The sequence below is a fragment of the Streptomyces arenae genome (assembly GCF_022343545.1).
Taxonomy (GTDB): Bacteria; Actinomycetota; Actinomycetes; order Streptomycetales; family Streptomycetaceae; genus Streptomyces; species Streptomyces humi.
Genome location: NZ_JAKQYH010000014.1, coordinates 12,102 through 35,808, shown reverse-complemented (window position 1 = coordinate 35,808; position 23,707 = coordinate 12,102). Strand labels below are relative to the sequence as shown.

Annotated in this window: 25 protein-coding genes; 5 read left to right on the top strand and 20 right to left on the bottom strand. The window is 73.1% G+C overall.

The features are described from left to right. Window positions 1-21 precede the first annotated feature (21 nt). Entirely contained in the window at window positions 22-240 is a 219-nt protein-coding gene (locus MB828_RS07750; protein WP_301647519.1) for a hypothetical protein, read from the top strand. Here the strand turns inward: MB828_RS07750 and MB828_RS07745 are convergent. From MB828_RS07745 to MB828_RS07700, 10 genes are all read right to left on the bottom strand, one after another. Beyond that, the gene (locus tag MB828_RS07745; RefSeq protein ID WP_301647518.1) at window positions 230-1,432 is read right to left on the bottom strand and encodes a cytochrome P450; all 1,203 of its coding nucleotides are present in this window, start codon (window positions 1,430-1,432) and stop codon (window positions 230-232) included. The two genes, MB828_RS07750 and MB828_RS07745, sit on opposite strands and share 11 nt — an antisense overlap. 70 nt (window positions 1,433-1,502) lie before the next feature. After that, a complete protein-coding gene (locus MB828_RS07740) occupies window positions 1,503-2,168 on the bottom strand; it encodes a response regulator transcription factor (protein ID WP_301647517.1) in 666 nt (221 codons plus the stop codon). Then, window positions 2,165-3,538, bottom strand: a complete 1,374-nt coding sequence (locus tag MB828_RS07735; RefSeq protein WP_301647516.1) for a sensor histidine kinase — start codon at window positions 3,536-3,538, stop codon at window positions 2,165-2,167. The genes MB828_RS07740 and MB828_RS07735 overlap by 4 nt, the downstream gene beginning before the upstream one ends. 88 nt (window positions 3,539-3,626) lie before the next feature. Continuing rightward, window positions 3,627-4,313: a response regulator transcription factor gene (locus MB828_RS07730; RefSeq protein WP_133023476.1), complete on the bottom strand. Its 687-nt coding sequence runs from the start codon at window positions 4,311-4,313 to the stop codon at window positions 3,627-3,629. Then, entirely contained in the window at window positions 4,310-5,704 is a 1,395-nt protein-coding gene (locus MB828_RS07725) for a sensor histidine kinase (RefSeq protein WP_430381344.1), read from the bottom strand. Before MB828_RS07725 ends, MB828_RS07730 begins: the two co-directional genes overlap by 4 nt. Beyond that, the gene (locus MB828_RS07720; RefSeq protein WP_301647515.1) at window positions 5,697-6,929 is read right to left on the bottom strand and encodes an acyltransferase family protein; all 1,233 of its coding nucleotides are present in this window, start codon (window positions 6,927-6,929) and stop codon (window positions 5,697-5,699) included. Before MB828_RS07720 ends, MB828_RS07725 begins: the two co-directional genes overlap by 8 nt. After that, the gene (locus tag MB828_RS07715; protein WP_301647514.1) at window positions 6,922-8,046 is read right to left on the bottom strand and encodes an alpha/beta hydrolase; all 1,125 of its coding nucleotides are present in this window, start codon (window positions 8,044-8,046) and stop codon (window positions 6,922-6,924) included. Before MB828_RS07715 ends, MB828_RS07720 begins: the two co-directional genes overlap by 8 nt. Window positions 8,047-8,473: 427 nt before the next feature. Beyond that, the gene (locus tag MB828_RS07710; RefSeq protein ID WP_301647513.1) at window positions 8,474-9,349 is read right to left on the bottom strand and encodes an alpha/beta hydrolase; all 876 of its coding nucleotides are present in this window, start codon (window positions 9,347-9,349) and stop codon (window positions 8,474-8,476) included. A 213-nt stretch (window positions 9,350-9,562) separates the two neighbouring features. Further along, window positions 9,563-10,753 (bottom strand): kynureninase, encoded by a 1,191-nt coding sequence (gene kynU, locus MB828_RS07705; RefSeq protein ID WP_301647512.1) that lies wholly within the window; start codon window positions 10,751-10,753, stop codon window positions 9,563-9,565. Next, a complete protein-coding gene (locus MB828_RS07700; RefSeq protein WP_133023481.1) occupies window positions 10,746-11,585 on the bottom strand; it encodes a tryptophan 2,3-dioxygenase family protein in 840 nt (279 codons plus the stop codon). The genes kynU and MB828_RS07700 overlap by 8 nt, the downstream gene beginning before the upstream one ends. Window positions 11,586-11,766: 181 nt before the next feature. Between MB828_RS07700 and MB828_RS07695 the strand changes: the two genes are divergently transcribed. Then, window positions 11,767-12,186: a DUF3151 domain-containing protein gene (locus MB828_RS07695; protein WP_133023482.1), complete on the top strand. Its 420-nt coding sequence runs from the start codon at window positions 11,767-11,769 to the stop codon at window positions 12,184-12,186. A gap of 36 nt (window positions 12,187-12,222) precedes the next feature. Here MB828_RS07695 and MB828_RS07690 read toward each other — a convergent pair whose 3' ends face one another. The 4 genes from MB828_RS07690 to MB828_RS07675 form a co-directional block, all read right to left on the bottom strand. Beyond that, window positions 12,223-12,597 carry a hypothetical protein gene (locus MB828_RS07690; RefSeq protein WP_133023483.1) on the bottom strand — a complete coding sequence of 125 codons (375 nt, stop codon included), beginning with the start codon at window positions 12,595-12,597 and terminating at the stop codon, window positions 12,223-12,225. Next, a complete protein-coding gene (locus tag MB828_RS07685; protein ID WP_301647511.1) occupies window positions 12,594-13,022 on the bottom strand; it encodes an ATP-binding protein in 429 nt (142 codons plus the stop codon). Before MB828_RS07685 ends, MB828_RS07690 begins: the two co-directional genes overlap by 4 nt. 219 nt (window positions 13,023-13,241) lie before the next feature. Then, the gene (locus tag MB828_RS07680; RefSeq protein WP_301647510.1) at window positions 13,242-14,021 is read right to left on the bottom strand and encodes a zf-HC2 domain-containing protein; all 780 of its coding nucleotides are present in this window, start codon (window positions 14,019-14,021) and stop codon (window positions 13,242-13,244) included. 40 nt (window positions 14,022-14,061) lie between these two features. Further along, a complete protein-coding gene (locus tag MB828_RS07675; protein ID WP_301647509.1) occupies window positions 14,062-14,664 on the bottom strand; it encodes a sigma-70 family RNA polymerase sigma factor in 603 nt (200 codons plus the stop codon). A gap of 174 nt (window positions 14,665-14,838) precedes the next feature. On the opposite strand from MB828_RS07675, the gene MB828_RS07670 reads away from it, so the two are divergent. The 3 genes from MB828_RS07670 to MB828_RS07660 are packed head-to-tail and all read left to right on the top strand — an operon-like array spanning window position 14,839 to window position 16,993. Next, the gene (locus MB828_RS07670) at window positions 14,839-15,342 is read left to right on the top strand and encodes a cupredoxin domain-containing protein (RefSeq protein WP_301647508.1); all 504 of its coding nucleotides are present in this window, start codon (window positions 14,839-14,841) and stop codon (window positions 15,340-15,342) included. Further along, window positions 15,339-16,319 (top strand): metallophosphoesterase family protein, encoded by a 981-nt coding sequence (locus MB828_RS07665; RefSeq protein WP_133023485.1) that lies wholly within the window; start codon window positions 15,339-15,341, stop codon window positions 16,317-16,319. Before MB828_RS07670 ends, MB828_RS07665 begins: the two co-directional genes overlap by 4 nt. After that, window positions 16,316-16,993 carry a hypothetical protein gene (locus MB828_RS07660; RefSeq protein WP_301647507.1) on the top strand — a complete coding sequence of 226 codons (678 nt, stop codon included), beginning with the start codon at window positions 16,316-16,318 and terminating at the stop codon, window positions 16,991-16,993. The genes MB828_RS07665 and MB828_RS07660 overlap by 4 nt, the downstream gene beginning before the upstream one ends. A gap of 10 nt (window positions 16,994-17,003) precedes the next feature. On the opposite strand, the gene MB828_RS07655 is transcribed toward MB828_RS07660, so the two are convergent. The 6 genes from MB828_RS07655 to MB828_RS07630 form a co-directional block, all read right to left on the bottom strand. Then, entirely contained in the window at window positions 17,004-18,446 is a 1,443-nt protein-coding gene (locus tag MB828_RS07655; RefSeq protein ID WP_301647506.1) for an MFS transporter, read from the bottom strand. Window positions 18,447-18,506: 60 nt separating this feature from the next. Next, window positions 18,507-19,529: a class II fructose-bisphosphate aldolase gene (fbaA, locus tag MB828_RS07650; RefSeq protein ID WP_301647505.1), complete on the bottom strand. Its 1,023-nt coding sequence runs from the start codon at window positions 19,527-19,529 to the stop codon at window positions 18,507-18,509. Window positions 19,530-19,690: 161 nt separating this feature from the next. Further along, window positions 19,691-20,239 (bottom strand): orotate phosphoribosyltransferase, encoded by a 549-nt coding sequence (pyrE, locus tag MB828_RS07645; protein ID WP_133023488.1) that lies wholly within the window; start codon window positions 20,237-20,239, stop codon window positions 19,691-19,693. A 10-nt stretch (window positions 20,240-20,249) separates the two neighbouring features. Further along, on the bottom strand, window positions 20,250-21,038 hold the full coding sequence (locus MB828_RS07640) for an aldose 1-epimerase (RefSeq protein ID WP_301647504.1): 789 nt from the start codon (window positions 21,036-21,038) through the stop codon (window positions 20,250-20,252). 123 nt (window positions 21,039-21,161) lie between these two features. Further along, complete coding sequence (locus MB828_RS07635; RefSeq protein WP_301647503.1) at window positions 21,162-21,908, bottom strand: SRPBCC domain-containing protein; 747 nt, start codon at window positions 21,906-21,908, stop codon at window positions 21,162-21,164. A gap of 101 nt (window positions 21,909-22,009) precedes the next feature. Then, complete coding sequence (locus MB828_RS07630; RefSeq protein ID WP_301647502.1) at window positions 22,010-23,644, bottom strand: polyamine aminopropyltransferase; 1,635 nt, start codon at window positions 23,642-23,644, stop codon at window positions 22,010-22,012. Window positions 23,645-23,707 lie beyond the last annotated feature (63 nt).

Genomic DNA, 23,707 nt, shown 5'->3' with positions numbered 1-23,707 from the left:
CCGCAGACGTCTCTTCTGGGCATGGGACAACGCATGCAGGCCGCGGCGGGCTGCCTGACCGCGGCCGTCGGCGCGGGCGCGGGGCTCGCGGTGTGGGCCGTCGACGTCCGCTCCCGGATGTGGCGCTTCGAACAGGCCCCGGACTGGAGCGTCCTCTACGCCGAACTGCCTCTCGCCGTACTGGGCGGAACCGCTGCCGCGCTCGCCGTATGGGCCCTGGTCCACCGGTTCAGACCGTGACGGCGAGCCCCTCCAGCCCCCTGATCACGAAGTTCGGTTTGCGCTGCGGTTCCGCGGCCAGGGTCAGGTTCGGGGCCCGTTCGAGCAGGGCCGTCATGGAGGCCGCCAGTTCTATCCGGGCCAGCGGGGCGCCGATGCAGTAGTGGATGCCGGCGCTGAAGGAGATGTGCGGGTTGTCGCGCCGGGTGAGGTCCAGGGTCCCCGGAGCCTCGAACACGGCGGGGTCGTGGTTGGCGGAGCCGAAGAGCATGGCGATCTCGGCGCCGCGCGGGATCGTGGTCCCGTCGATCTCGACCTCGTCCAGCACCCAGCGTTCGAAGAGCTGGAGCGGGGTGTCGTAGCGCATCAGCTCCTCGATCGCGGTGGGGATCAGGGCGTGGTCGGCGCGCAGGGCGGCCAGCTGGGCGGGGTTGCGGAAGAGGGCGTACCAGCCGTTGACCGTGGCGTTGACGGTCGCCTCGTGACCGGCGTTGAGGAGCAGGACGGCGGTCGAGATCATCTCCTGTTCGGTGAGCCGGTCGTCCTCGTCGTGCGCCTCGATGAGCCCGGAGATCAGGTCGTCGCCGGGTGCCGCGCGCCGCTCGGCGATCAGCTCCCGCAGGTACGCGGAGAACTCGACGGACGCCCGGACCGCCTTCGTCGCCGTCTCCTCGGACGGGTTCAGCTCGTACATCCCGCAGATCTCCGCCGACCAGGGCCGCAGCGGGGCGCGGTCCGCCTCCGGGATACCCAGCATCTCGGCGATGACGGCGACGGGCAGCGGTTCGGCGACGTCGGTGAGCAGGTCGCCGCCGCCCTTCTCCACCAGCCTGTCGACGAGTTCACCGGCGAGCTTCGCCACGTACGGCTTGAGCCGCTCGACCGTGCGCGGGGTGAACGCCTTCGACACCAGGCGCCGGATGCGGGTGTGGTCCGGCGGTTCGAGGTCGAGCATGCCGTGGTCGTTGAGCGTGTGGAACGGCTCGTGCTCCGGCGGCGGCGCGGTCCGCCCGAAGTCCTCATGGGTGAACCGGTGCTGGTACGCCCGCCCCAGCCGCCGGTCTCGCAGCAGCGCCGACACGTCGGCGTGGTGCGGGACCAGCCACTGGTTCGTGGCCTCGAAGTACTGCACCCGGCCCCGGGCGCGGAGCTCGGCGTAGGAGGGGTACGGGTCGGCCAGGAAGTCCGGGTCCCAGGGGTCGAAGGCTGTCATGGACGGACGTTAGACCGGCGGTCCCCCTCCTGACCAGGGGGGTCGGCGGGACGGGCCGTCATGGCGGCGGCTAGCCCGGCGTCACCAGGCGTGCCTCGTACGCGAACACCGCCGCCTGGGTGCGGTCCCTGAGCCCCAGCTTCACCAGGACCCGGCTGACATGCGTCTTGATCGTGGACTCGGCCACCACCAGCCGTCCGGCCATCTCCGCGTTGGAGAGGCCCTGCGCGATGAGGATCAGGACCTCCGTCTCCCGGTCGGTGAGGTCGCCGTAGGCACCGTGGGCCGTGGCCATCAGGCGCGGGGTGCCGGAGAGCCGGGAGAACTCCGTGATGAGGCGCTTGGTGACCGAAGGGGCCAGCAGGGCCTCGCCCGCCGCCACCACCCGCACCCCGTCCGCCAGTTGGCGGGCCGAGGCGTCTTTGAGGAGGAAGCCGGAGGCTCCCGCGCGCAGCGCCTGGTAGACGTACTCGTCCAGATCGAAGGTGGTCAGGACCAGCACCTTCGCCGTGCCGTCGGCGGCCACGATCTCCCGGGTCGCCTCGATGCCGTTCAGCTCGGGCATCCGGATGTCCATCAGCACCACGTCGGGCGTCAGTTCACGGACCCGGTCCACCGCCTCACGGCCGTTCACCGCCTCGCCGACGACCTCGATGTCCGGCATCGCGTTCAGCAGGACCGAGAAGCCCTCGCGCACCATCATCTGGTCGTCCGCGATCAGTACCCGGATCGTCATGCGTCACCTTCGGGGAGGGCGGCGACGGGAAGGAAGACCGTCACCTCGTAGCCGCCTTCGTCCGTGGGGACCGCCGTCATCTCGCCGTCCAGCATCGAGACGCGTTCCCGCATGCCCGTGATGCCGTGGCCGGCGCCCGGGGACGGCTTGTGGAGGGCGGACCGCGGCGGCGGGCCGTTGACTATGCGCAGGCCCAGACCGCCGAGGACATAGGCGACCTCCACCCGGGCGACCGCTCCCGGCGCGTGCCGCAGCGTGTTGCTCAGCGCCTCCTGCACGATCCGGTACGCGGACAGCTCCACGCCCTGCGGGAGTTCGCGCACCGCGCCGGTCACCACCTCGTCCACGCTCAGGCCCGCCTCCCGCACGTTGGCGAGCAGCCCCTCCAGGTCGGCGAGGGTCGGCTGCGGGGCGTCCGGCGCCTCGTAGTCCTCGGCGCGGACCACGCCCAGCACCCGGCGCAGCTCGGTGAGCGCCGCCACCGCGTTCTCCCGGATCGTGCGGAACGCCTTCTCCAGCTCCGGCGGCGGGTTCTCGACCCGGTAGGGCGCGGCCTCGGCCTGGATGGCGACGACGGACATGTGGTGGGCGACCACGTCGTGCAGTTCCCGGGCGATCGTCGTGCGCTCCTCCAGCAGGGTGCGCCGGGAACGCTCGTGCGCGGTCACCGTCCGCTGGGCCGTCACCTCCTGCCGGGCATCGCTGCGTATGTGCCAGATGGTCACGCCGAGCAGGGACAGCGCGGACAGGAACAGCAGCTCCACCGTGTTTGAGCCGAAGTAGTGGCCGCCCCGGAAGAAGCCGGTCTCGGCCGTCACGCCGTAGACGCCGGTCAGCACCCACATCCAGGCCGCCGTGCGCGGTCTGGTGCGGATGGCCACGATGGTGAGCACCAGCAGATGGCAGAGGAAGCTGCCCGGCAGCCAGGGCCACTCGCTGTCCCATTCGGAGCCCAGCGCGGCCGCGGCCGGGGTCGCCGCCATCGACAGCCAGAACGCGCCGACCGGCCGCACCATGGTGAGCAGGACCGGGGCGAGGGCGAGCAGTCCGAGCACCAGGTTGACCGTCGAGCCGCGGAAGTCGTCGTCGGAGGCGGTCAGCATCGCGACCAGGCCGCCCGCGGCGATCAGGATGTGCGGCGCCCAGAGCGCGTACTCACGCGGACGGCCCGACAGCCTGCGGCTGAGCCGGTTGCCGGCACCCGCCCGAGGCAGCGGACGGTAGGCGAAGGCGTCGTTGATCAGGTCCTGCCGCAGCCCGCGCAGGGCGTCCATCGCGGCCCGGAACTCCGGGCTGCGCGGCTTGTACGGCTCGAACGCGCCGTCCGGTGGCTCCGGCGGCGTGGCGTGCGTGTGGGTCGTCTCGGTCACGTACACGACGGTAGGCGGCGGCCGGGGTCACCGTCGTCACCAGTGAGAAGGGTCCTCCGGGATCCCCCTCAGGTACTACGGGAGGCAGTCAGCGGCCCGAGGGACGCACCAGCCCCGACTCGTACGCGAACACCGCCGCCTGCGTACGGTCCCTGAGTCCCAGCTTCACCAGGATGCGGCCCACATGCGTCTTCACGGTCTGCTCCGCGACGACCAGGCGCTCGGCGATCTCCGCGTTCGACAGCCCCTGCGCGATCAGCGCCAGGACCTCCGTCTCACGTTCGGTCAGCTCCCCGATGCGCGCCTTCAGCGGGGCCCGCACCCCGCCCCCGTCCAGCCGGGAGAACTCGTCGATCAGCCGCCGGGTGATGACGGGCGCGAGCAGCGCGTCGCCGGCCGCCACCACCTGGACCGCCTCGGCGAGTTTGGCCGCGGACGCGTCCTTGAGCAGGAAGCCGGAGGCCCCCGCCCGCAGCGCCTCGTACACGTACTCGTCGAGGTCGAAGGTGGTGAGCACCAGCACCTTGATGTGCGGGCGTTCCCCGATGATGCGGCGGGTGGCCTCGATACCACCGAGTTCGGGCATGCGGATGTCCATCAGGACGACGTCCGGCGTGAGTTCGGCGACCTTCGCCACCGCGTCCAGCCCGTCCACCGCCTGACCGACCACCTCGATCCCGGGCTGGGCGTTCAGCAGCACCGTGAAGCCTTGCCGGACCATCTGCTGGTCGTCGGCGACGACCACCCGGATGGTGCTGCCACTGCTGTTCGTCATGCGCGGTCGTCCTTCGCGTCGAGGGCACGGGGCGTGCCGTTGCTGCCGCGGCCGTGGGTGCGGGCGGCCATCATTCCGGGGGCGGTGGCCGGGAGCTCCGCGAAGACCCGGTAGCCGCCGTCCGCCTCGGTGCCCGCCCGCAGCGACCCGCCGAGCATCGCGGCCCGCTCCCGCATGCCGAGCAGGCCGTGCCCGGCGCCCGGCGACGGCGGAGCCGCCCGGAGTGGCCGGGAGTTCCTGACGGACAGCAGCAGCCCGTAGGGGATGTACTCGATCTCGACGTGGGCGGTGGCTCCCGGCGCGTGCCGCAGTACGTTGCTCAGCGCCTCCTGCACGATCCGGTACGCCGACAGCTCCACACCCGACTGCATCGGGCGGCGCTCGCCGTTGATCCGGGTGGTGACGGTCAGACCGGCCGCCCGGGTGTTCTCCACCAGCGCGTCCAGCCGGTCCAGGGTCGGCTGCGGGCTGTGCGGTCCGGCGTCGTCGGAGGCGTCCTCGTCGGCGCTCTCCGAGCGGAGCACGCCCAGGACCCTGCGCAGTTCGGCGAGCGCCTCCAGCGCGTTGTGCCGGATGCCGTCGAGATTCTCCCGGAGCTCGTCCGAAGGGTTCTCCACCAGATGCGGGGCCACCTGGGCCTGGATGGAGATGACCGACATGTGGTGGGCGACCACGTCGTGCAGCTCGCGGGCGATCCGGCTGCGCTCCTCCAGGAGGGTGCGCCGGGCCCGTTCCTCGGCGGTGAGCGTGGTCTGGCGGTTGAGTTCGGCACGGGCCACGCGGCGGCCGCGCAGCGCCGTACCGAGCGCCACCACGATCGCGGACAGGACGACGGTGACCACCGAGGTGGACTGGTGCGGCGGCGCGCCCCAGACGCCGTCGAGCAGCCAGGTGACCAGTGCGGTCAGGGCCAGGGCCTCGACGGCCACACGGGCGCGGACCCGCAGCGTGAGCAGCAGCAGCACCAGCAGCTGCGCGATCATCCCGGCAACCGTCCAGGGCCAGGTGAACATGACCGCCGGTGTCGCGCCCAGCCGGCCGTGCAGCGCGACGGCGGCCACCAGCATGGCCGACGTCGACAGCCACCAGGCCGGGACGGGCCGCCACATCGCGAGGAGCACGGCACCGCCGGGGGCGAACCCAAGCAGGGAGGCGGGGCCGGCCCCCAGATGCCCGTTGTGCTGGAGCTGGGCCACGCCGCCGATCGTGATGCCGACCGCCGCCAGCCACAGCACGCCGTGCGGCAGCCAGCGCAGCCACACGGAGGCGGGCAGCGGGTCCGGCCGGACCGTGCACAGATCCTCGCGGAGTATCCGCAGCCAGCGCGGCACACGGCGGATCAGCTCCGCCCGCCCGGTCCCCGTCTCCGTCACACCGGCCAGCCTAGACACGGCGTGCTCCTCTCGGAGTCGCCCGACCGGACGAACGACGGGTCCGCGCCACCCGCGTGACCCGAGGTGGCGGGCCGGGGCGTTCACAGGTGTGGAACGCCGCCCGGCAGACGGCCAGCGCGAGGGCGAACACCGGGAGCCACAGCAGGCGTTCGGCGACCCACGCGATGTGGTCGGGGGGCGTGTGCAGACCGGGGAGCCGACCCAGCAGCAGGCCGGTGGCCGTGGTCGCCATCAGGGCGGTCTGGTGCCAGAGGAAGATCGTCATCGCGGACAGGTTCACGAAGGCCACCGCCGCCCAGGCGAGGGGGCGGCGCATCGCACGGCGCAGCCGCTCACGCAGGAGCAGGGCCAGACCGCACTGCGCCAGGCCGAAGGTGACGGCCGCGAGGGTGGGCGGGTCGAGGTTGGAGACGGCGGCGCCGGGGACGCCGACCATCGACGCCGGGTAGCCCGCGCAGCCGACGAGCCCGGCCGTCGCCACCGCACCGCCGAGGAGCAGCACCCAGCCGGCCCGCGGGCGGTCCAGTTCGCCGCGGGCCCAGGCCGCGCCCAGGGTGTACGGCACCAGCCAGCCGGCCGCCAGGTTCACCCAGCCGACGGCGGCCGGGGCGCCGAAGCCGAAACGGAGCAGGTCCACATGGAGGACGACGGCCAGCGGCCACACCGGGTTGAGCCGGGCGACGAGCGGCGTCGCCGCCGTCAGCGCCGCGAACACCACGAGGAACCAGAGCGGGGACAGGGCGAGCTTGGCGAGGGTGTGGACGGTGGCGACGTCGGTGCCGGACAGCAGGAGGGCTGTGGCCACGACCGTCCAGAGGACGAGCAGGGCGGCGACCGGCCTGCCCAGGCGGGCCAGGCGGGAGCGCAGCCAGCGGTGGTACGGGACTCCGCCGGCCTTTGCGGTGGCATGACCGCGGGCCGCCACGTGGCCGCCGACCATGAAGAACACGGCGAGCGTCTGGAACACCCAGGAGACCGGGGCCAGCTGGGGCAGGTGCTGGAGGGGACTGCTGGTGTGCAGGCTGCCGCCGTCCGCCACCAGCGCGGTGACCAGCCAGTGGCCGAGGACCACACCGAGGACGGCGAACGCGCGCAGCGCGTCCACGGCGCGGTCCCGGCCGGGCGGGGTGGCCGCGTCCACCCGGTGCGCGAACCGGCGTACGGCGGTGGAGGGGGCGGGGACACGGGGTTTTTGGAGTACGGGTGCCGGCGGCTTACCCACGGGTGACCTCCGTTGTCTCGCCGAGGACGATCCGGGCGAGGTTGGCCAGGGAGGCCGAGCCCGGGGTGAAGTAGTCGCTGTGGCCGCCGGGTCCCGCCGCGAAGACGCGGGCGCCGAAGGCCGGGGACACGGGGTCGGTGCCGAAGCCGACGCTCGTGCCGAAGAGGTCGGCGCGCAGGTGCGGCACGTCGGCTATCCAGTCGGCGGCTCCTCGGGCCGCCCAGATCCGGGCGGACGTGTGCAGGGCCGCGGCCGAGTCGGCGCCGGTGCCGGGGCTGCCGACCAGGGCGATGTCGGTGACGCCGAGACCGGTGAGGGTGGGGGCGGCGCGGGCGCAGACGACCGTGCCGTAGGAATGGCAGAGCAGGGAGACGGCCGCGGGCCTCGGGCGGGCGGTGAGGGCGCGGAGTTCGCGCAGGAACCCGCGCAGGACGGGGGCCGCCTGGCCGGCGCGGCCCGGGGTGAGGACCGTGGCGCTGATCGTGGCGGGGGTTTGGTAGCCGAGCCAGGCGATGACGGCGGTCCGGGTGTGCGGCTGCTCGTGAGTGAGACGCCGGTACAGGGAGTCGGCCGCCGTGTGGAAACGGGCGTAGGTGTCGAGGGTGGTGTCCGAGCCGGGGACGAGGACGGCGACGCGGGTGGCGTGCGCCAGGTCGCCGAGGACCTCGGTGGCCTGGCCGCCGCCGCGGGCGTCGAAGTGCAGCAGCCGGCGGCCGGGGCTCGCGAGGGCGCGGTCGGCGGCGGCGCGGGAGGTGTCGCCGTGGGCGGCGGCCATGCGGGCGGCGTCGAGGGCGTCGGCACGGTTGGCCGCGTAGGCGGTGGCGAGGCCGGCCGGGGTGAGGGGGGTGGGGAGCGTGGCCGGGGGCGGGGCGGGGATGTGGGACTGGGTCGCCGCGGAGAGGGGGAGCACCACGGCGGCAGCGAGGAGCGCGGCGAGAAGGGTACGGCGGGTGCGGGAGGGGGTGGCAGCGGACGTTGCCGAAGCCGCGAGGGAGGTGTCACCGGGGCGGGGGGTCCCGCTCACCCGCGCAAGCAGGGTGCCGCCGGAGCGCGGAGTCTCGCTCACCCACGCCGGTACAGCGAGCTCGGTGCCGCCCAGGCGCGGAGTCTCGCTCACCCGCGTCGGCGGGGTGCCGCCGCGCCCACCCGTGCCGCCCCAGCGGCACGACTGCCCGCAGCTAAGGAGGCACAAGAAGCCGAAGAAGCCGACCGTCCGTCCCCGCGGCACGCAGCTGAGGAGGAAACCGAGAGAGCCCCGCGCCTGCCCCTGCGGGGCGCAGTTGCGGAGGAAGCTGACCGGCCGTGGCCGCGGTTCGTGGCTGTGGGGGATGTGGGAACTGTGCCCTCGGTCTCCCGTTGGTGTGCCCGTTGGGTTGGGCATTGTGTGGTCCCCGTTCAGTTCGGCTCGGTGCCGGGCTGGTCTGAACGGGAAGTTACGGAGCGGGGGTTGTCGTTCGCGTCCCGCCTGGGAGCTCAGTCTCGGGGTAGCTCTCAGGTACTACGGGTATCTCCGGGGAGGCCCCGGAGGGGGTCACGGCCTGGGCTCAGTAGGCCAGTTGGGCGATCTCCTCCGCCACCACCGCGCACGCGTCCGCCGCCGGGTCGATCAGCGGGAAGTGGCCGACCTCCTCCAGCAGCGTCAGGCCCACCACCTCGCCCGCCTTGGCCGCCGCGTCCGCGTAGGACTCGGCGACCGCCTGCGGTACGACCACGTCCGTGCGGCCCTGGACCAGGGTCGTCGCGATGCCGGTGGGCAGCAGCAGCGCCGGGTCGGCATAGCGCTGCCGGTCGGTGAAGTGGTCGTTCCCGCCGAGCAGTTGGAGCGCGGCATGGCCGCAGACCTCCAGCTTCTCGGCCATCGCGAAGTCCGCGATCGGCGCGAGCGCCACCACCCCCCGCAGCAGCGCGGGCGCCGGGGTGCGCCACACGGCGTCGGCGGGCAGGACGTGCCGCGCCGCCGCCCACAGGGCCAGGTGGCCGCCCGCCGAGTGACCGGTGAGGACCGTCCGGCGCAGGTCCGCCTGGGGCAGTGCCTCGCTGGCCAGCGCCGGCAGCGCGTCCAGCGCCGCGGCCACGTCGTCGAAGGTGTCCGGCCAGCGGCCGGCGACCGGCGCCGTACCGCCCTGCGCGGGCAGCGTCGCACCGCGCCGGTACTCGACGTTGGCCACCGCGAAGCCCCGCCGGGCCAGGTAGTCGGCGAAGGGGGTGATGTGGCCGCGGTCGTACGGCGCCCGCCACGCGCCCCCGTGCAGCACCACGACCAGCGGGGCCGACGGCTCACCGGCCCGCGGGGCGTAGAAGTCGATCACCTGGTCGGGATGGTCGCCGTAGGCCGCCGTGGCGTCGGGCGCGACCTGCGGGTGCGAGAAGGCCGACTCCTCCTCGGCGGCGGCCCGTGCGGCTGCGGCGTCGTCCGGCATGCTCCAACCTCTCAACGACGATGGGGACACCTTCCGGGCTTTCGGCGCTGCGGGAGATGTCGGCGGACCAGGTGGGGAGATCGGCCGTTGGCCGGGACGGTATCAGGCCGGTGACGTGCGGGGACACGTGGATGTCACGCACGGTGAGGATTGAACGGTTCTGTACCGTCCCGGCAGTTTCCGCCGGGGTCGTCGTATCCCTATGTCGACCCCTCAGGGCAGCCGCACGACCTCCCCCAGCACCCGTGCCGCCCGCTCCACGTCCGCGAAACCGACGTACAGCGGGGTGAAGCCGAAGCGGAGGACGTCGGGGTGCCGGAAGTCCCCGACCACGCCCCGCTCGATCAGCCGGCGCATCACGTCCCCGGCGTCGGGGCAGCGCAGCGCGATCTGGCTGCCGCGCTCCTCGTGCGCCACCGGGGTCACGCAGTCGACGCGGCCGGCCGGCAGGTACGCCTCGACGCACTCCAGGAAGAAGTCCGTCAGGGCGAGGGACTTGGCGCGCACGGCGTCGACCGTGACGCCGTCCCAGACGTCCAGCGCGGCCTCCAGGGCCAGCATGGAGAGGATGTCCGGGGTGCCGACACGGCCCCGTACCGCGCCCGCGGCCGGTTCGTACTCCGGTCGCATCCCGAAGGGCTCGGTGTGCGAGTTCCAGCCGGGCAGCGGGGAGTCGAAGCGGTCCTGCAACCCCTGCCGCACGTACAGGTACGCCGGTGAACCGGGGCCGCCGTTCAGGTACTTGTAGGTGCAGCCGACCGCCAGGTCCACCCCGTGCTCGTCGAGGCCGACGGGCAGCGCGCCCGCGCTGTGGCACAGGTCCCAGACGGACACCGCGCCGGCCGCGCGGACCGCGGCGGTGAGGGCGGGCAGGTCGTGCAGCCGGCCCGTGCGGTAGTCGACGTGGTTCAGCAGCACGGCGGCGGTACGGTCGCCCAGCGCCGCGGGCACCTCCGCCGGTGTCACCGGCCGCAGCACGCACCCCGTCAGCCGGGCCGCCGAGCCGGCGATGTAACCGTCGGTGGGGAAGGTGGTCGCGTCGACGAGGATCTCGTCGCGGCCCTCCCCCGCGAGCCGTACCGCGCCGACGAGCGCCTTGAACACGTTGACACTCGTGGAGTCGCCGACCACGATCTGCCCGGCCGCGGCACCGACCAGCGGGGCGATCCGGTCGCCGATCCGCTCCGGCGCCGTCCACCAGCCGCTCTCGTCCCAGGACCGGATGCGCAGTTCGCCCCACTGCCGTCGTACGACGTCCTCGACCCGGCCGGGGACGTGTGCGGGCAGCGCGCCCAGTGAGTTGCCGTCGAGGTAGACGACCTCGTCGAGGACGAAGCGTTCCCGGACGCCGGCCAGTTCGTCCGCCGCGTCCGCCTTCTCCGCCCGCAGCACCTGCTCAGACATGGGACCTCGCCGTCCACAGCTCGGGGAACACGTTCTTGCGGGCGCGCTTCTCCAGCCAGGCGACGCCGGCCGAGCCGCCGGTGCCGGGCTTGGCGCCCATGGCACGGCGGGTGGCGACCAGGTGGTCGTTGCGCCAGCGCCAGACGAGTTCGGCGACGTCCGTCAGCGCCTCGCCGAGGCGCGCGAGGTCGGCGTCCTCGGCACCGGAGTAGACGGCCGTCCAGGCCGCCTCCACGGCGTCGTCGGGTTCGTAGCGCCGGGACACGTCACGCCGCAGCACCGCGTCCGGTACGGCGTGGCCGCGGCGCGCGAGCAGCCGTACCACCTCGTCGTACAGGCTCGGCTCGTGCAGGGCCTTCTCCAGTTCCGCGTGGACGCGGGGTGCGCCGCGGTGCGGGACGAGCATGGACGCGGACTTCTCGCCGAGCAGGAACTCCATCCGCCGGTACATCGCCGACTGGAAGCCGGAGCCCTCGCCGAGGGCGGAGCGGTAGGAGTTGAACTGGGCGGGGGTGAGCTGGCCGAGCGGCTTCCAGGAGGCGTTCAGCGCCTCCAGTTCCCGGGTGGAACGCTTCAGCGCGGCGATCGCGGTGGGGATGTCGTCGCCGCGCAGGGCCGCCGCGGCCGTCTCCCACTCGTGCACGATGACGGTGAACCACAGCTCCATCACCTGGGTCGTGACCAGGAAGACCATCTCTCCGGGATCGTCGGAGAGGGTGTGCTGGAGATGGGTGAGGACATCGGCCTTGACGTAGTCCTCGTACGGCGTGGTGCCGGCGAAGTCGAGATGCGGGGTCTCGGGCTCGTTCGTTTCGAGAGCCTCTTGGGACATCGCTGTCTCCTGTTAGTACTCCGGGTAGCGGTCCGCCCCTGCCGATGCCGACACGGGGGCCCCGGTCCCCACCCGCATCTTCCGCAACGTACCCCGCACACGGCAAGGCCCGCCCGCCGGGAACGCCCGTCCGGCGGCGACGGGACGCCGGGGAGGTTCCCGGCGGTGGCAGACTTGCGCCATGACGACGCACACGAACCTGCTCGGCGGCCCGGAGCCGACGTATCTGCCGGAGAACGAAGAGGCGTACCGCCTGCTGGGCGAGGAGTCGCTGGCTCCCGTCGAGGTGGCGGCGAAGTTCCCGACCTTCTCGCTGGCCTGGGCGCTGCTCGCCGACGAGGCGTTCGAGCGCGGCGCGGTCGTCGAGTCGTACGCCTACGCGCGCACCGGCTACCACCGCGGACTTGACGCCCTGCGCCGCGCCGGCTGGAAGGGGCACGGCCCCGTGCCCTGGGAACACCGGGCCAACCGGGGTTTCCTGCGCTGCCTGGCCGGGCTCGCCCGCGCCGCCGGCGAGATCGGCGAGAAGGACGAGAACGAGCGCTGCTGGCAGTTCCTGAAGGACAGCAGTGCGGAGGCGTACGCCGAGCTGCACGGATAGCAGGGGGCGGCTCAGCCTCCGGTGGCAGGGAGCGGCTCAGCTTCCGGGGCACCCGGCAGCCGTCCAGGCGGCGTACTCCTGGCGGACGTACAGCCGGCGTCTGCGGGCGAGCGTGATCGTGTCGGGACGGTACGGGCCGGCCACCAGGCCGGGATGGCGGCGGTCGAACCGGACGAGCCGCTCGGCGGTCTCCGCGGCGGCCGCGGCCGGGCAGGAGCCGCCGCCCAGGGCCATCCGGTCCATGAGGGCGGCCCTGCGCAGCAGCCAGGCCCGCTCGGCGGCCGTCGGGTCGGCCGGCGGCCCGGTGACCGGCCCGGCCCCGCGGCCGTCGCGTTCGGCCCCGAGCGCGAGCAGCCGGTGCATCTCGCGGCGCAGCCCGGGCGCGTCCGCGTAGGCGCGAGGGCCGGTCATGCCGAACACCTCAGGCAGGCGCGGACCTCGCGGCCGCCGCGGGTCTGGTGGACCTCGGTCGACTGGGCGAGGTACTGGACGATGCCGGTGCCGCGGCCGTGTTCGTCGGGGGCCGCGTCGCGGCGACGGCGCTCCACCGTCGTGCCGGAGTCGGTGACCACGATGTGCAGAGTGCCGTGGTCGAGGGCGAGCGACAGGGTCATGTGCTCGCGGCCGTACTGGGCGGCGTTGGCGGTGAGTTCGTCGACGATGAGAACGGCGGAGTCCCGCTCGCTCGCGGGCACGCTCCAGGTCTCCAGCAGATCGGCCGCGAAGTGACGGGCGGCGGAGACGTGCGCCTCCTGCGCGGGCAGGACGAGCAGCGCCTGATGGCGGCTGGACCGGCCGGACAGTGGACCGGGGCCGGGCGAATCGGTCACGAACATGGTCTTCTGGCTCTTCCGTGGAGGTGCGGAGACCGGAACGGGGGGAGACCGTCGACAGTGCCGGGGGTCGGTGTGCCGGTCCTGCATGTATGCGCTCATCCAGTTCCACGGACGGCACGTGCCCGACGGTTCGAACCGTTCGCACCTTTTGTCGGAATTCTCGGCGTCACGTCACGGCCGGCGCCAAGTCGCCCGCACAGCAGGCTGGTTGGCGGCACCTCACGCCCGGACGGTGACCAGCTTCCGGCCGTCGCCCGCGAGGATCTCGAAGTGCTGGATGTCCCCCGGAGACATGGCGACCGCCCCTTGGACCATGGTGCCGGGCGGGTATTCGCCCGCCCGCCAGGTGGCGCCGTCCACCCTGGCGCCGCCGGGCCCGACCGCCTGGAGCCGGCAGGTGATTCCGGCCGGCGCCCCCTTGGCGTGAACCTGGAGCACACTCCCCCAGGAGGAGGGGTAGACCCGCACCGAGGCGGTGACACCGGTGGCGGGATCGCTTCCGGAGAACGTGCGCCAGGCGGTCGGCGCGGTCGCCCCGGGCGGCGTCGCCTGACTGGTCACGGTCCCGACCGTCGCCAGCCAGGTGCCGCCGGCCGCTGCCGCGACGAACGTCAGCGAGGCGGCGGCACCGGCCAGTTGCAGCCGCCGGGTCCTGCGCCGCCGGGCCGCGGCCCGCTGCAGCAGGCTCTCCAGCACACCCACCCGTGGCGGTGCCGCCGCCACCGGCGGCACGGGCGAGGAGGCCAGCGCACTCTCGGCCGCATGGGCCACCAGCCGGTCGGCCAGGTCCCCGTCGGGCGCCGGAACCGTCCGGCCCGCCGCTTCCGCCTCGGTCACCGTCGCCAGCAGCGCGGGCAGGCCCGCCAGCCGGACGTGCTCGGACCGGCACTCCTGGCATTCGGCCAGGTGGACGCGCATCTGTTCCATCTCCGCCGGGGGCAGTGCGCCCAGGACGTATCCACCCAGCGCCAGCCGGAGGGCATCGTGCTCCGCGCTCACGGTCGCCACCTCCCGCCCATCACGGTCATGGCTCGATCCGTCATGGCTCGATCCCCCGCTCCTGGAGCGCCAGCCGCAGGGCGTGCAGGGCGTAGTACGTCCGCGACTTCACGGTGCCGAGCGGGATGCCCAGCACCTGTGCGGCCTCCGCCATGGTCCGCCCCCGGTAGTAGGTCTCCACCAGCACCGCGCGGTGGTCGGGGGACAGCGCCCGGAGGGCGTCGGCGACCGCCCAGCTCTGCAGTGCCTGCTCGATCTCGTCCTCGCCCGGGGCCTGCTCGGCGGCCCGCTCCAGCGCCTCGCCGCCGGCCTCGGCCGGCCTGGCCCGCCGGGCCCGGTGGGCGTCGATGACCACATGCCGGGCGACCGTGCACAGCCACGCCCGGGCCGGGCCGCGTGCGGGCTCGAACGCCGCGGGGTGCTGCCACGCCCGCAGCAGCGTCTCCTGCACCACGTCCTCCGCCCATTGCCGATCTCCCGAGGTCAGTCGCAGCGCGTAGTGGAACAGGGGCCCCGCGTGCTCCGCGTAGAGAGTGCGCAGCAGCTCCTCGTCCGCCGTCGAAAGCGTTCCTCTACCGGAGACACGGCGCGCGGGGCGATCCGGATCAACCCTTTGCTCACGTTTTCGGAAACTCCGGGGCATAAGTCGATGATCGCGCACATGCAGTTCTTTGTCCTGTAACGCAGGGCGCGGTACGGGTAGCGCTTCGCATGCCGCCGAAGAAATCCGAGAAAAGCGCATATGTGCCGAACCGTACGGCCGTCGCCGTCCGTGGAGCCGGACAAGACCCCCCGCACGGCAAAGGACGGATCAGACGTGACCGAGACACACCGCCCCGCGAACCCCCGCACGACCGGCCGACGCTCACGCACCGCGGTCGGGTCGGCCCTCGCCGCCCTCGCCGCCGTCGGCACGCTGGGACTCCTCACCTCGTGCGGCCCGTCGCCGCACTCCTCGGCCGCCGCGGCCGGTGCCGTCGCATCCGGCCGTCCCGGCGCGTCCCCAATGCCCAGCATGAGCATGCCGATGCCGGCGAACCACGCGGGCACGGACACCGCGGTGACCGGGCACACCGTCGCGATCAGGAACTTCGCTTTCGCGCCGGCCACGCTGAAGGTGCCGGTGGGTACGACGGTGACCTGGACCAACCAGGACACCGACGCCCACACCGTCACCAGCGACGGATCGGGCGGCCCGCTGCACTCCGCCGCCCTGGCCACCGGCGCCACCTACAGCCACACGTTCACCAAGCCCGGCACCTACGCCTATCTCTGCACCATCCATCCGTTCATGACCGCCACCGTGGAGGTGACCCGATGACCGCCTACGACGCTCACGACGAACCCGATGAGCCCGTCACGGAACACGGCATGACGCGTCGCCAACTGGCGCGGCACGCAGGGTGGTTCGGCGGCGCGGTGGTGCTGACCATGGCCGGCGGCGAGGTGATCAGCCAGATCGCCGGCTCCCGGGGCCCCACCGCCGAGGCCGCCACTGGTGCCGCCGCGGGCAGCGCCACGCTGCGGTTCGTGCAGGTCTCCGACAGCCATATCGGGTTCCAGGGCCCGGCGAACACGGACGTGGCCGGCTCCTTCACCGAAGCGGTGAACCAGGTCAACTCACTCGGCTTCAGGCCCGACTTCGTCATGCACAGCGGCGACCTGACCCACCTGTCCACGGCCGGGCAGTTCGACCAGGTCAAGCAGATGATGTCCGGGCTGAGGACCGACCGGGTGTTCACCGTGCCGGGCGAGCACGACTCCGTCGGCGACGCGGGCCGCGCCTACCGGCGCACCTTCGGCGCGGGCACGCTCGGCGACGGCTGGTACAGCTTCGACACCCACGGCGTCCACTTCATCGCCCTGGTCAACACCCTGAGCCTGGAGAAGCTCGGCCACCTCGGCAACGCCCAGATCGACTTCGTCCGCAAGGACCTCGCCGGCCTGCCCTCGGACACCCCCGTCGTGGTCTTCAGCCACATCCCGCTGTTCGCCATGTACCCGAAGTGGGGCTGGAGCACCGACGACGCCCTCAAGGTCATCGCCCTGCTGCGCCGCTTCTCCTCCGTCACCTGCCTCAACGGGCACGTCCACCAGCTGTTCACCAAGACCGAGGGCAACATCACCTTTCACTCCGCCACCACCACCGCCTACCCCCTGCCGAAACCGGGCCGCGCCCCCGCCCCCACCCCGCAGGTCGTCCCCGCCCGGCAGCTCAAGGACGCACTGGGCATCCGCAGCGTCGGCTACCGCCAGGGCGACCGCGAACTGGCCGTCAAGGATCAGAGGCTGGCATGAACAACCAAGGACTCCTCACCGCCGCCCTGCGGTGGGCGACCGCCGGCACCCTCGCCGCCGGCGGATTCGTCCACGCCCAGCTGTACGTCGACGGATACCGCTTCGTGCACGTCGTCGGCCCGCTGTTCCTCCTCCAGGCCAGTGTCTCCTTCGCCCTCGCCGCCCTGCTGGCGGCGGGGACGCCGCCCCTGTTGCTGCGAGCCGCGGCGGCCGGCGTCGCGCTCGGCGCCCTCGGCGGCTTCGCGGCCTCGCGCACGGTCGGCGTGTTCGGGTTCACCGAACGCGGTCTCCAGCCCGCCCCGCAGGCCGGCCTCAGCCTCCTCGCCGAGACCGGCACGCTGCTGTGCCTCGCGGCCTGGCAGCTGGCCATGGCCGCGGGCAGGCGGCAGGACGCACCTCCCGGGTATCTGGAACCACGCCCGGGAAGCGCCTGGCCGAGCCCGCGGCTGCGCGAACTGAGGGACACCGTGCGCGTCCTGCTCGGCCTGGACGACGACACCGCCGTCGTGATCCGCCAGCTCGGCCGTGACGCACGCGGCCGCCCGTCGCTGGAAACCGTCGTCGAGGTACTGCCCATGGACGGCGGCGAGGCGCACCGCTGGACACTTGACCGCCCCGCCGACCAGATCACCGAACACGACCTGCGGACCGCCCTGGCCCGCCGTCGGCAGTAGCCTCCCGTCCCTAACGGCCCCTCGCCTCGATCGGCGGCGACGTCACGTTCCCGTGGGTACGGCACTCCGGGCGTACGCAGCCCGGTGCCGGCCTGCGGACCAGGGCGAAGGCCAGGGCCGCGCCGACCACCAGGACACCGGCGCAGATCGGCATCGCCCGGTCGAAGGCCGCGTCGAAGGCGGTCGCCGACCGGTAGGCCTCCGGACCCATCCCGGCGAGCAGCGGCAGCCCCGCCACCGCGATCAGGCCCGCCGCCCGTGCCGCCGCGTTGTTGATGCCGCTGGCGATGCCGGCGCGGGCGGTGGACACGGAGGCGAGGACGGTCGCGGTGAGCGGGGCCACCAGGGTGACCATGCCGAGGCCCATGACGAGGACCGCGGGCAGTACGTCCGTCAGGTAGTCCGCGTGCTCGCCCACCCGCAGCATCAGCAGCATCGCCGCGGCGCACAGCAGCGGACCGACGGTGAGCGGGATCCGGGGGCCGATCCGGTCCGCGAGCGCGCCCGAGCGGGCCGACAGGAACAGCATCAGGACCGTCGACGGCAGCAGGGCCGTGCCGGCGGCCAGGGCCGAGTAGCCCGCCACCACCTGGAGTTGCAGCGCGGTCAGGAAGAAGAAGCCGCTGAAGGCCGCGTACACGCACAGGGTGACGATGTTGACCGCCGTGAACTGGCGGGAGGCGAAGATGTCCAGCGGCAGCATCGGGTCCCGGCGCCGCTTCTCGACCTGCACGAAGGCCACCGCGGTCACGACACCGGCGACGGCCACCACGACGCCGGTCACCCCGCCCTCGATCAGCGCGTACGTCACCAGGCCGAGGGCGAGCGCGCCCAGCACCGCGCCGAGGACGTCGAAACGGCCGTGCACGCGCTGGTCGGAGGACTCCGGGACATGGCGCAGGGCCACCGGGACGCAGACCAGGGCCAGCGGGACGTTGAGGAGGAAGACCCAGCGCCAGCCGGGGCCGTCCACCAGCCAGCCGCCCAGGAACGGGCCGACGGCCGCGCCGATACCGCCGAAGCCTGACCACAGGCCGACCGCCCGTGCCCGGTCGTCGGGGTGGAAGGAGGCCTGGATGAGGGCGAGCGAGCCAGGGGTGAGCAGGGCGCCACCGACGCCCTGGAGGGCGCGGGCGCCAATCAGCACGGCGTCGGTCGGGGCCAGACCGCACATCAGGGACGCGGCCGCGAACCAGATGACGCCCAGGACGAAGATCTTCCGGCGGCCGTACTGGTCGCCGAGCGAGCCGCCGAGCAGGATCAGTCCTGCCAGCGTCAGCATGTACGCGTTGACCGTCCACTGGAGCGCGGACAGGCTCGCGTCCAGGTCCTCGCCGATGCGGGGCAGAGCGACGTTGACGACCGTCGAGTCCAGCATCGCCATGCTGGAACCGAGGACTGTGGTGAGCAGGATCCACTTGCCCTGCGAAGAGGCGAGCCGGACGTCGGGCATGGTCCAGGTATACAGCGGACCCGGCGCCGTAGACAGGCGCCGGGTCCGCTGGATCACCGTTTACTTGATCTTGTTGCCCGCGGAGCGCAGGTTCTGGGTGGCCTCGACGACGCGCGCGGCCATGCCCGCCTCGGCCAGCTTGCCCCAGGTGCGCGGGTCGTAGGTCTTCTTGGAGCCGACCTCGCCGTCGACCTTCAGGACGCCGTCGTAGTTCTTGAACATGTGGTCGGCGACCGGCCGCGTGAAGGCGTACTGGGTGTCGGTGTCCAGGTTCATCTTCACGACGCCGTTCTCCAGCGCGGTGCGGATCTCCTGCTCGGTGGAGCCGGAACCGCCGTGGAAGACGAAGTCGAACGGCGACGGCTTGCCGAACTTCGCGGCCACGCCGTCGTTCAGCTCCTTGAGCAGGTCGGGGCGGAGCACCACGTTGCCCGGCTTGTACACGCCGTGCACGTTGCCGAAGGAGGCGGCCAGCAGGTAGCGGCCCTTCTCGCCCAGGCCCAGCGCCTCGGCGGTGCGGATCGCGTCGTCGACGGTCGTGTACAGGGAGTCGTTGATCTCGTGGGAGACGCCGTCCTCCTCGCCACCGGTCGGGGTGATCTCGACCTCGAGGATGATGTTGGCGCGGCGGGCCTGCTCCAGGAGCTCCTGCGCGATCGCCAGGTTGTCGGCGAGGGTCTCGGCGGAGCCGTCCCACATGTGCGACTGGAAGAGCGGGTTGCGGCCGTTCTTCACCCGCTCCTCGGAGATCGCGAGCAGCGGACGTACGTACCCGTCGAGCTTGTCCTTCGGGCAGTGGTCCGTGTGCAGGGCGACGTTGACCGGGTACTTCTCGGCGACGATGTGCGCGAACTCGGCGAGCGCGACCGAGCCGGAGACCATGTCCTTCTTGTACTGGCCGCCCAGGAACTCCGCGCCGCCGGTCGAGATCTGGACGATGCCGTCGCTCTCCGCCTCCGCGAAGCCGCGCAGCGCCGCGTGCAGGGTCTGGGTCGAGGTGACGTTGATGGCCGGGTAGGCGAACTTGCCTGCCTTCGCCCGGTCGAGCATCTCGTTGTAGACCTCGGGGGTTGCGATGGGCATCTGTCCGCTCCTTGAGTGTGCGGGTCGGCGTACTGCTTTTTTCTTACGGCCCTGACCTAGACCTTGGGGGCGACGTCATCGTCGTCCCCATCTTTCCAGACATGAACCGATGGTCCACGCGCCGGTCAAATCGGGGTCAATCCCAGCCGTCAACCTGGGTGTCAGTCCAGACCCAGTTCATCCTTCGAGAAGGCGAACAGGTACGGCACACCGGCGCCCGCGCGGATCTTCTCGTCCGCGCCGGTGGCCCGGTCCACGATGGTGGCCACGGCGACGACCTCGGCGCCGGCCTCGCGCACGGCCTCCACGGCGGTGAGCGGGGAACCGCCGGTGGTGGAGGTGTCCTCCACGACCAGGACCCGGCGGCCCTTGATCTCCGGTCCCTCGACCCGGCGCTGCATACCGTGCGCCTTCGCCGCCTTGCGTACGACGAAGGCGTCCAGCCGGCGGCCGCGGGCGGCGGCCGCGTGCAGCATGCTCGCGGCGACCGGGTCGGCGCCCATCGTGAGACCGCCGACGGCGTCGAACTCCAGTCCCTCGGTGAGGTCCAGCAGCACCTGGCCGACCAGCGGGGCGGCCTCGCCGTCGAGGGTGACGCGGCGGAGGTCGACGTAGTAGTCCGCCTCCAGGCCCGACGACAGGGTCACCTTGCCGTGCACCACGGCCTTGTTCTTGATCTGTTCCAGCAGCTCAGCACGCGCATCCGTCATGCCGAACAGCTTAGAGGCGCGTCCAGGTCCAGGTGGTCGTGGCTTCCAGCGGCTCCAGCGGGGTGACCAGCCGGGGCAGCGTGTTGAGCCCGTTCGGCGGTCCGGTCTGCGGTTCCACGCACACCGCCGCCTCCTGCTCGTCGTAGACCACGACCCACTGCTCGCGGGAGGCGACCTTCAGCTCCAGCTGTCCCGGCCAGGTGAGGGTGACGTCGACGCCGTCGGGCATGCCGAAGCAGTCGTCCCAGGGGCCGGGCCGGGGGTCGACGCGCTTGCCGGTGGGCAGGTGGTCGTCGCCGCGCTCCTCCTGCCAGGCGGGGTCGAAGGCGATCCGGGCGTCCTGGCCGCCGAGGCTCCGGTTGAACCAGGGGTGCCAGCCGATCTGCGCCGGGAAGGAGTCGTCGTACGTCTCGACGCCCATGGTCAGCGTCAGCGAGTCCGCGGTGAGCCGCACGTCGTGGGTGATGCGGGCGGGGTGCGGCCAGGGGGCGACGAGTTCGTACGTGATCACGGCCTGGTCCGCCGAGACGCGGGCGGTGCGCCAGGCGCCGTCGCGGGCGGTGCCGTGGATGGCGTGCGGCGGGGAGTTGAGGGGCATCTGGACGGTGGTGGCGCCGTCGAGGAAGCGGCCGTCCCGGATCCGGCCGCACCAGGGGACCATCGGGAAACAGCCGAAACGGTCGCCTTGGCGGAGGAGTTCCAGGGGGCCGACCTTGAGGCCGGCGATACGGCCGCCGTTGCCGGGGTGGAGGCGCACTTCCGCGTCGCCCGCGGTCAGCGTGATGTCTTCGTTACTCACGGGATGACAGTACTGGGGGAAGTGGGTTGCGTTTCGGGTGCGGGTGGGTGGGGGCTGATCGCGCCCACGCGGCGGAGCCGCATGTCGATACCGGGGCCCGCGCCCCTCACGAGGCGCCTCGACTCAGCGGCGTTTGCGCAGGGCCCTCGTCACCACGATCGCCGATGCCAGTGCCAGGGCCGCTGCCGGGGCTGCCCAGCGCAGTGCCGGGTTCGATGCGACCGTCTGGGGTGCGGGGACGGGTGCGTAGCGTCCTCTCGGCGGGGCGTGGTCGACCTCCTCCGCGCTGCGGCCGATCATCGTGCGGCGGGCGTGGGCCGCCTCCGCGAAGATCTCGGGGAGGGGTTCCTCGATCGGCACCTCCACCGGCTCCGCCGGTCCGGGGGCCAGGGACGGTGGGGGGACCTCCGTCTCGAAGACCGTCGGCGCCGGTTCGGCCGGGGCCTCGGGCCGCGCCTCCCCCAGCCCCTCCACGAAACGGCTCAGCAGCCTCGCCGCCGCCGACTCCACCGCCTCCGCAGGCAGCTCCGCCGCCCGTCCGCCCGCCGAGGCGGTACCGGTCACCGTGACCTCGCAGCCCTCGTCCGCGTCCGCGAGGCGCAGGACCAGCGCCAGCCGTACCGTGCCGGTGCCGCGGGCCTCGGTGGCGTCGGCGTCGACCGCGTAGGCCCCGTCGTCGCGGGCGCTGACCCTCAGGGCACCCCGGTAGGTGATCGAGTGGCTGCCGATCCGGACCTTGAGCCGGCCGGTGCCGGGGGCGGCGCCCGCGTCCTGCTGGAGGCCGGGGACCGCCCGGGCGACCCGCTCGGGGTCGGCCAGCGCGTCCCGGAGCCGCGCGCTCGGGGCCGGTACGTACACCTGGTGCTCCATGGCGTCTGAGCGTACCCAGGAGTCGGGCCGACACACCCTCCTCGACGCACCAGGAGCCGCGCCGCCTCACCACTCCGCGACGCACGGGCAGCCGTACCGCCTCAGTACCGCGGATCCACCAGGGTGGAGACCGGCAGGTCCGGCGGGGGCGGTGGCAGCGCGTCCCGGGTCAGTTCCCGCTGGGTCAGCGTGCGCAGGGGCGGTCCGTCGGCCGGCAGCCGCAGCCGTGGCGGCCGGCGCCCCGGCGTCGCCAGCAGGAAGCCCCAGTCGTGCGGGGCCCTGGACTCGCCCGCGGAGCGGTCGGGGCCCGGGGTGAAGCCGGCGTCCCGGCCCAGGACCCGGTAGGGGGCCGGTGCCAGGCCCGCCGCCCGCATGGTCGCCGCGACCGTCCAGAAGACGCCGGGACGGGCCCGCACGGGGCCGGCGTGCACGGCCAGCCGGCCGCCGCGGGCGAGGGCACCGCGGGCCAGGCCGTAGAACTCCTCGGAGTAGAGCTTGGTGCTGGCCGTGATGCCGGGGTCGGGCAGGTCGGCGATGACCACGTCGTACCCGGAGCGCGGTGCCTCGCGCAGCCAGCGGAAGGCGTCGGCGGTGACCACGTGGACGCGGGGGTCGTCGTAGGCGTGGCCGTTGAGCGCGGCGAGGGCCGGGTCGCGGCGGGCGAGCCGGATCAGTCCGGCGTCGAGTTCCACCACGTCGACCCGCCGGACGCCGGGTTCGCGGAGCACCTCGCGGGCGGCCATGCCGTCGCCACCGCCGAGGATCAGCACGCGCGCGTGCGGGCCGTTCATCGCGGGGTGGACGAGGGCTTCGTGGTACCGGCGTTCGTCCCGGCCGCCGACCCGCAGCCGGCCGTCGAGGAAGAGGTCGAGGGGCCGGCCGTGGGTGCCGCCGGCGAGGACGATCTCCTGGACGTCTGTCTGGAGGGCGACCCGGACGTCGGCACCGTAGACGGCGTGCCGCGCGGCCCGTTCGAAGTCGTCGACGAGGACGGCGGCGGAGGCGAGGACGCCGAGGACGGTCAGGTTGGTGACGACCAGCGTCCAGCGGGCCCGCCGGGACAGGTCGCGCCGGAACAGGCCGAGGACCAGGGCGCCGCCGGCCACCACGTTGACCGTGCCGGTGAGCAGGGTGCCGGTCAGCTGGCCGAGCACCGGCAGCAGCAGGAACGGGAAGGCGAGACCGCCGACCAGCGCGCCGACGTAGTCCGCCGCGAACAGGTCGGCCACCGCGCCGCCCGCGTCCTGGCGGCGGATCCGCTGGATGAGCTCCATCAGCAGCGGCACCTCGGCGCCGATGAGCAGGCCGATGGCGAGGGAGAAGGCGACCAGCAGGCAGCGCGGACCGGCCGCCCACAGGCCGCCCCAGCCGCCGGTCCAGGCGAAGACCGCGTACAGGGCCATCGCGCTGCATCCGCCGACCAGCGCCAACACGGCCTCCACCGCGGCGAATCCGGCCGCCGCGTGCCAGCGCAGCCGCTTCGCGCCGAGCGAGCCGACACCCATCGCGAAGACCATCACGGACAGCACCACGGAGGCCTGCGTGACCGAGTCACCGATCAGGTACGAGGCGAGGGCGACGAGTTCGAGTTCGTACACCAGCCCGCAGGCCGCGCAGACGAAGACGCACGCCAGAACCAGCAGGCGGCCCGTGCCCGGCCGCACGGGCAGCGGCGCGCGTGGCGTGCCCCAGGGCGGCGGTGCGCCGGGCGGGGCGGGTGCGTGCGGTTCGATCACTCTGCGACGTTACGTCACTCACTCGGTACGCTTCGTCACCCACACGTGTGGAACTCGCGGGCC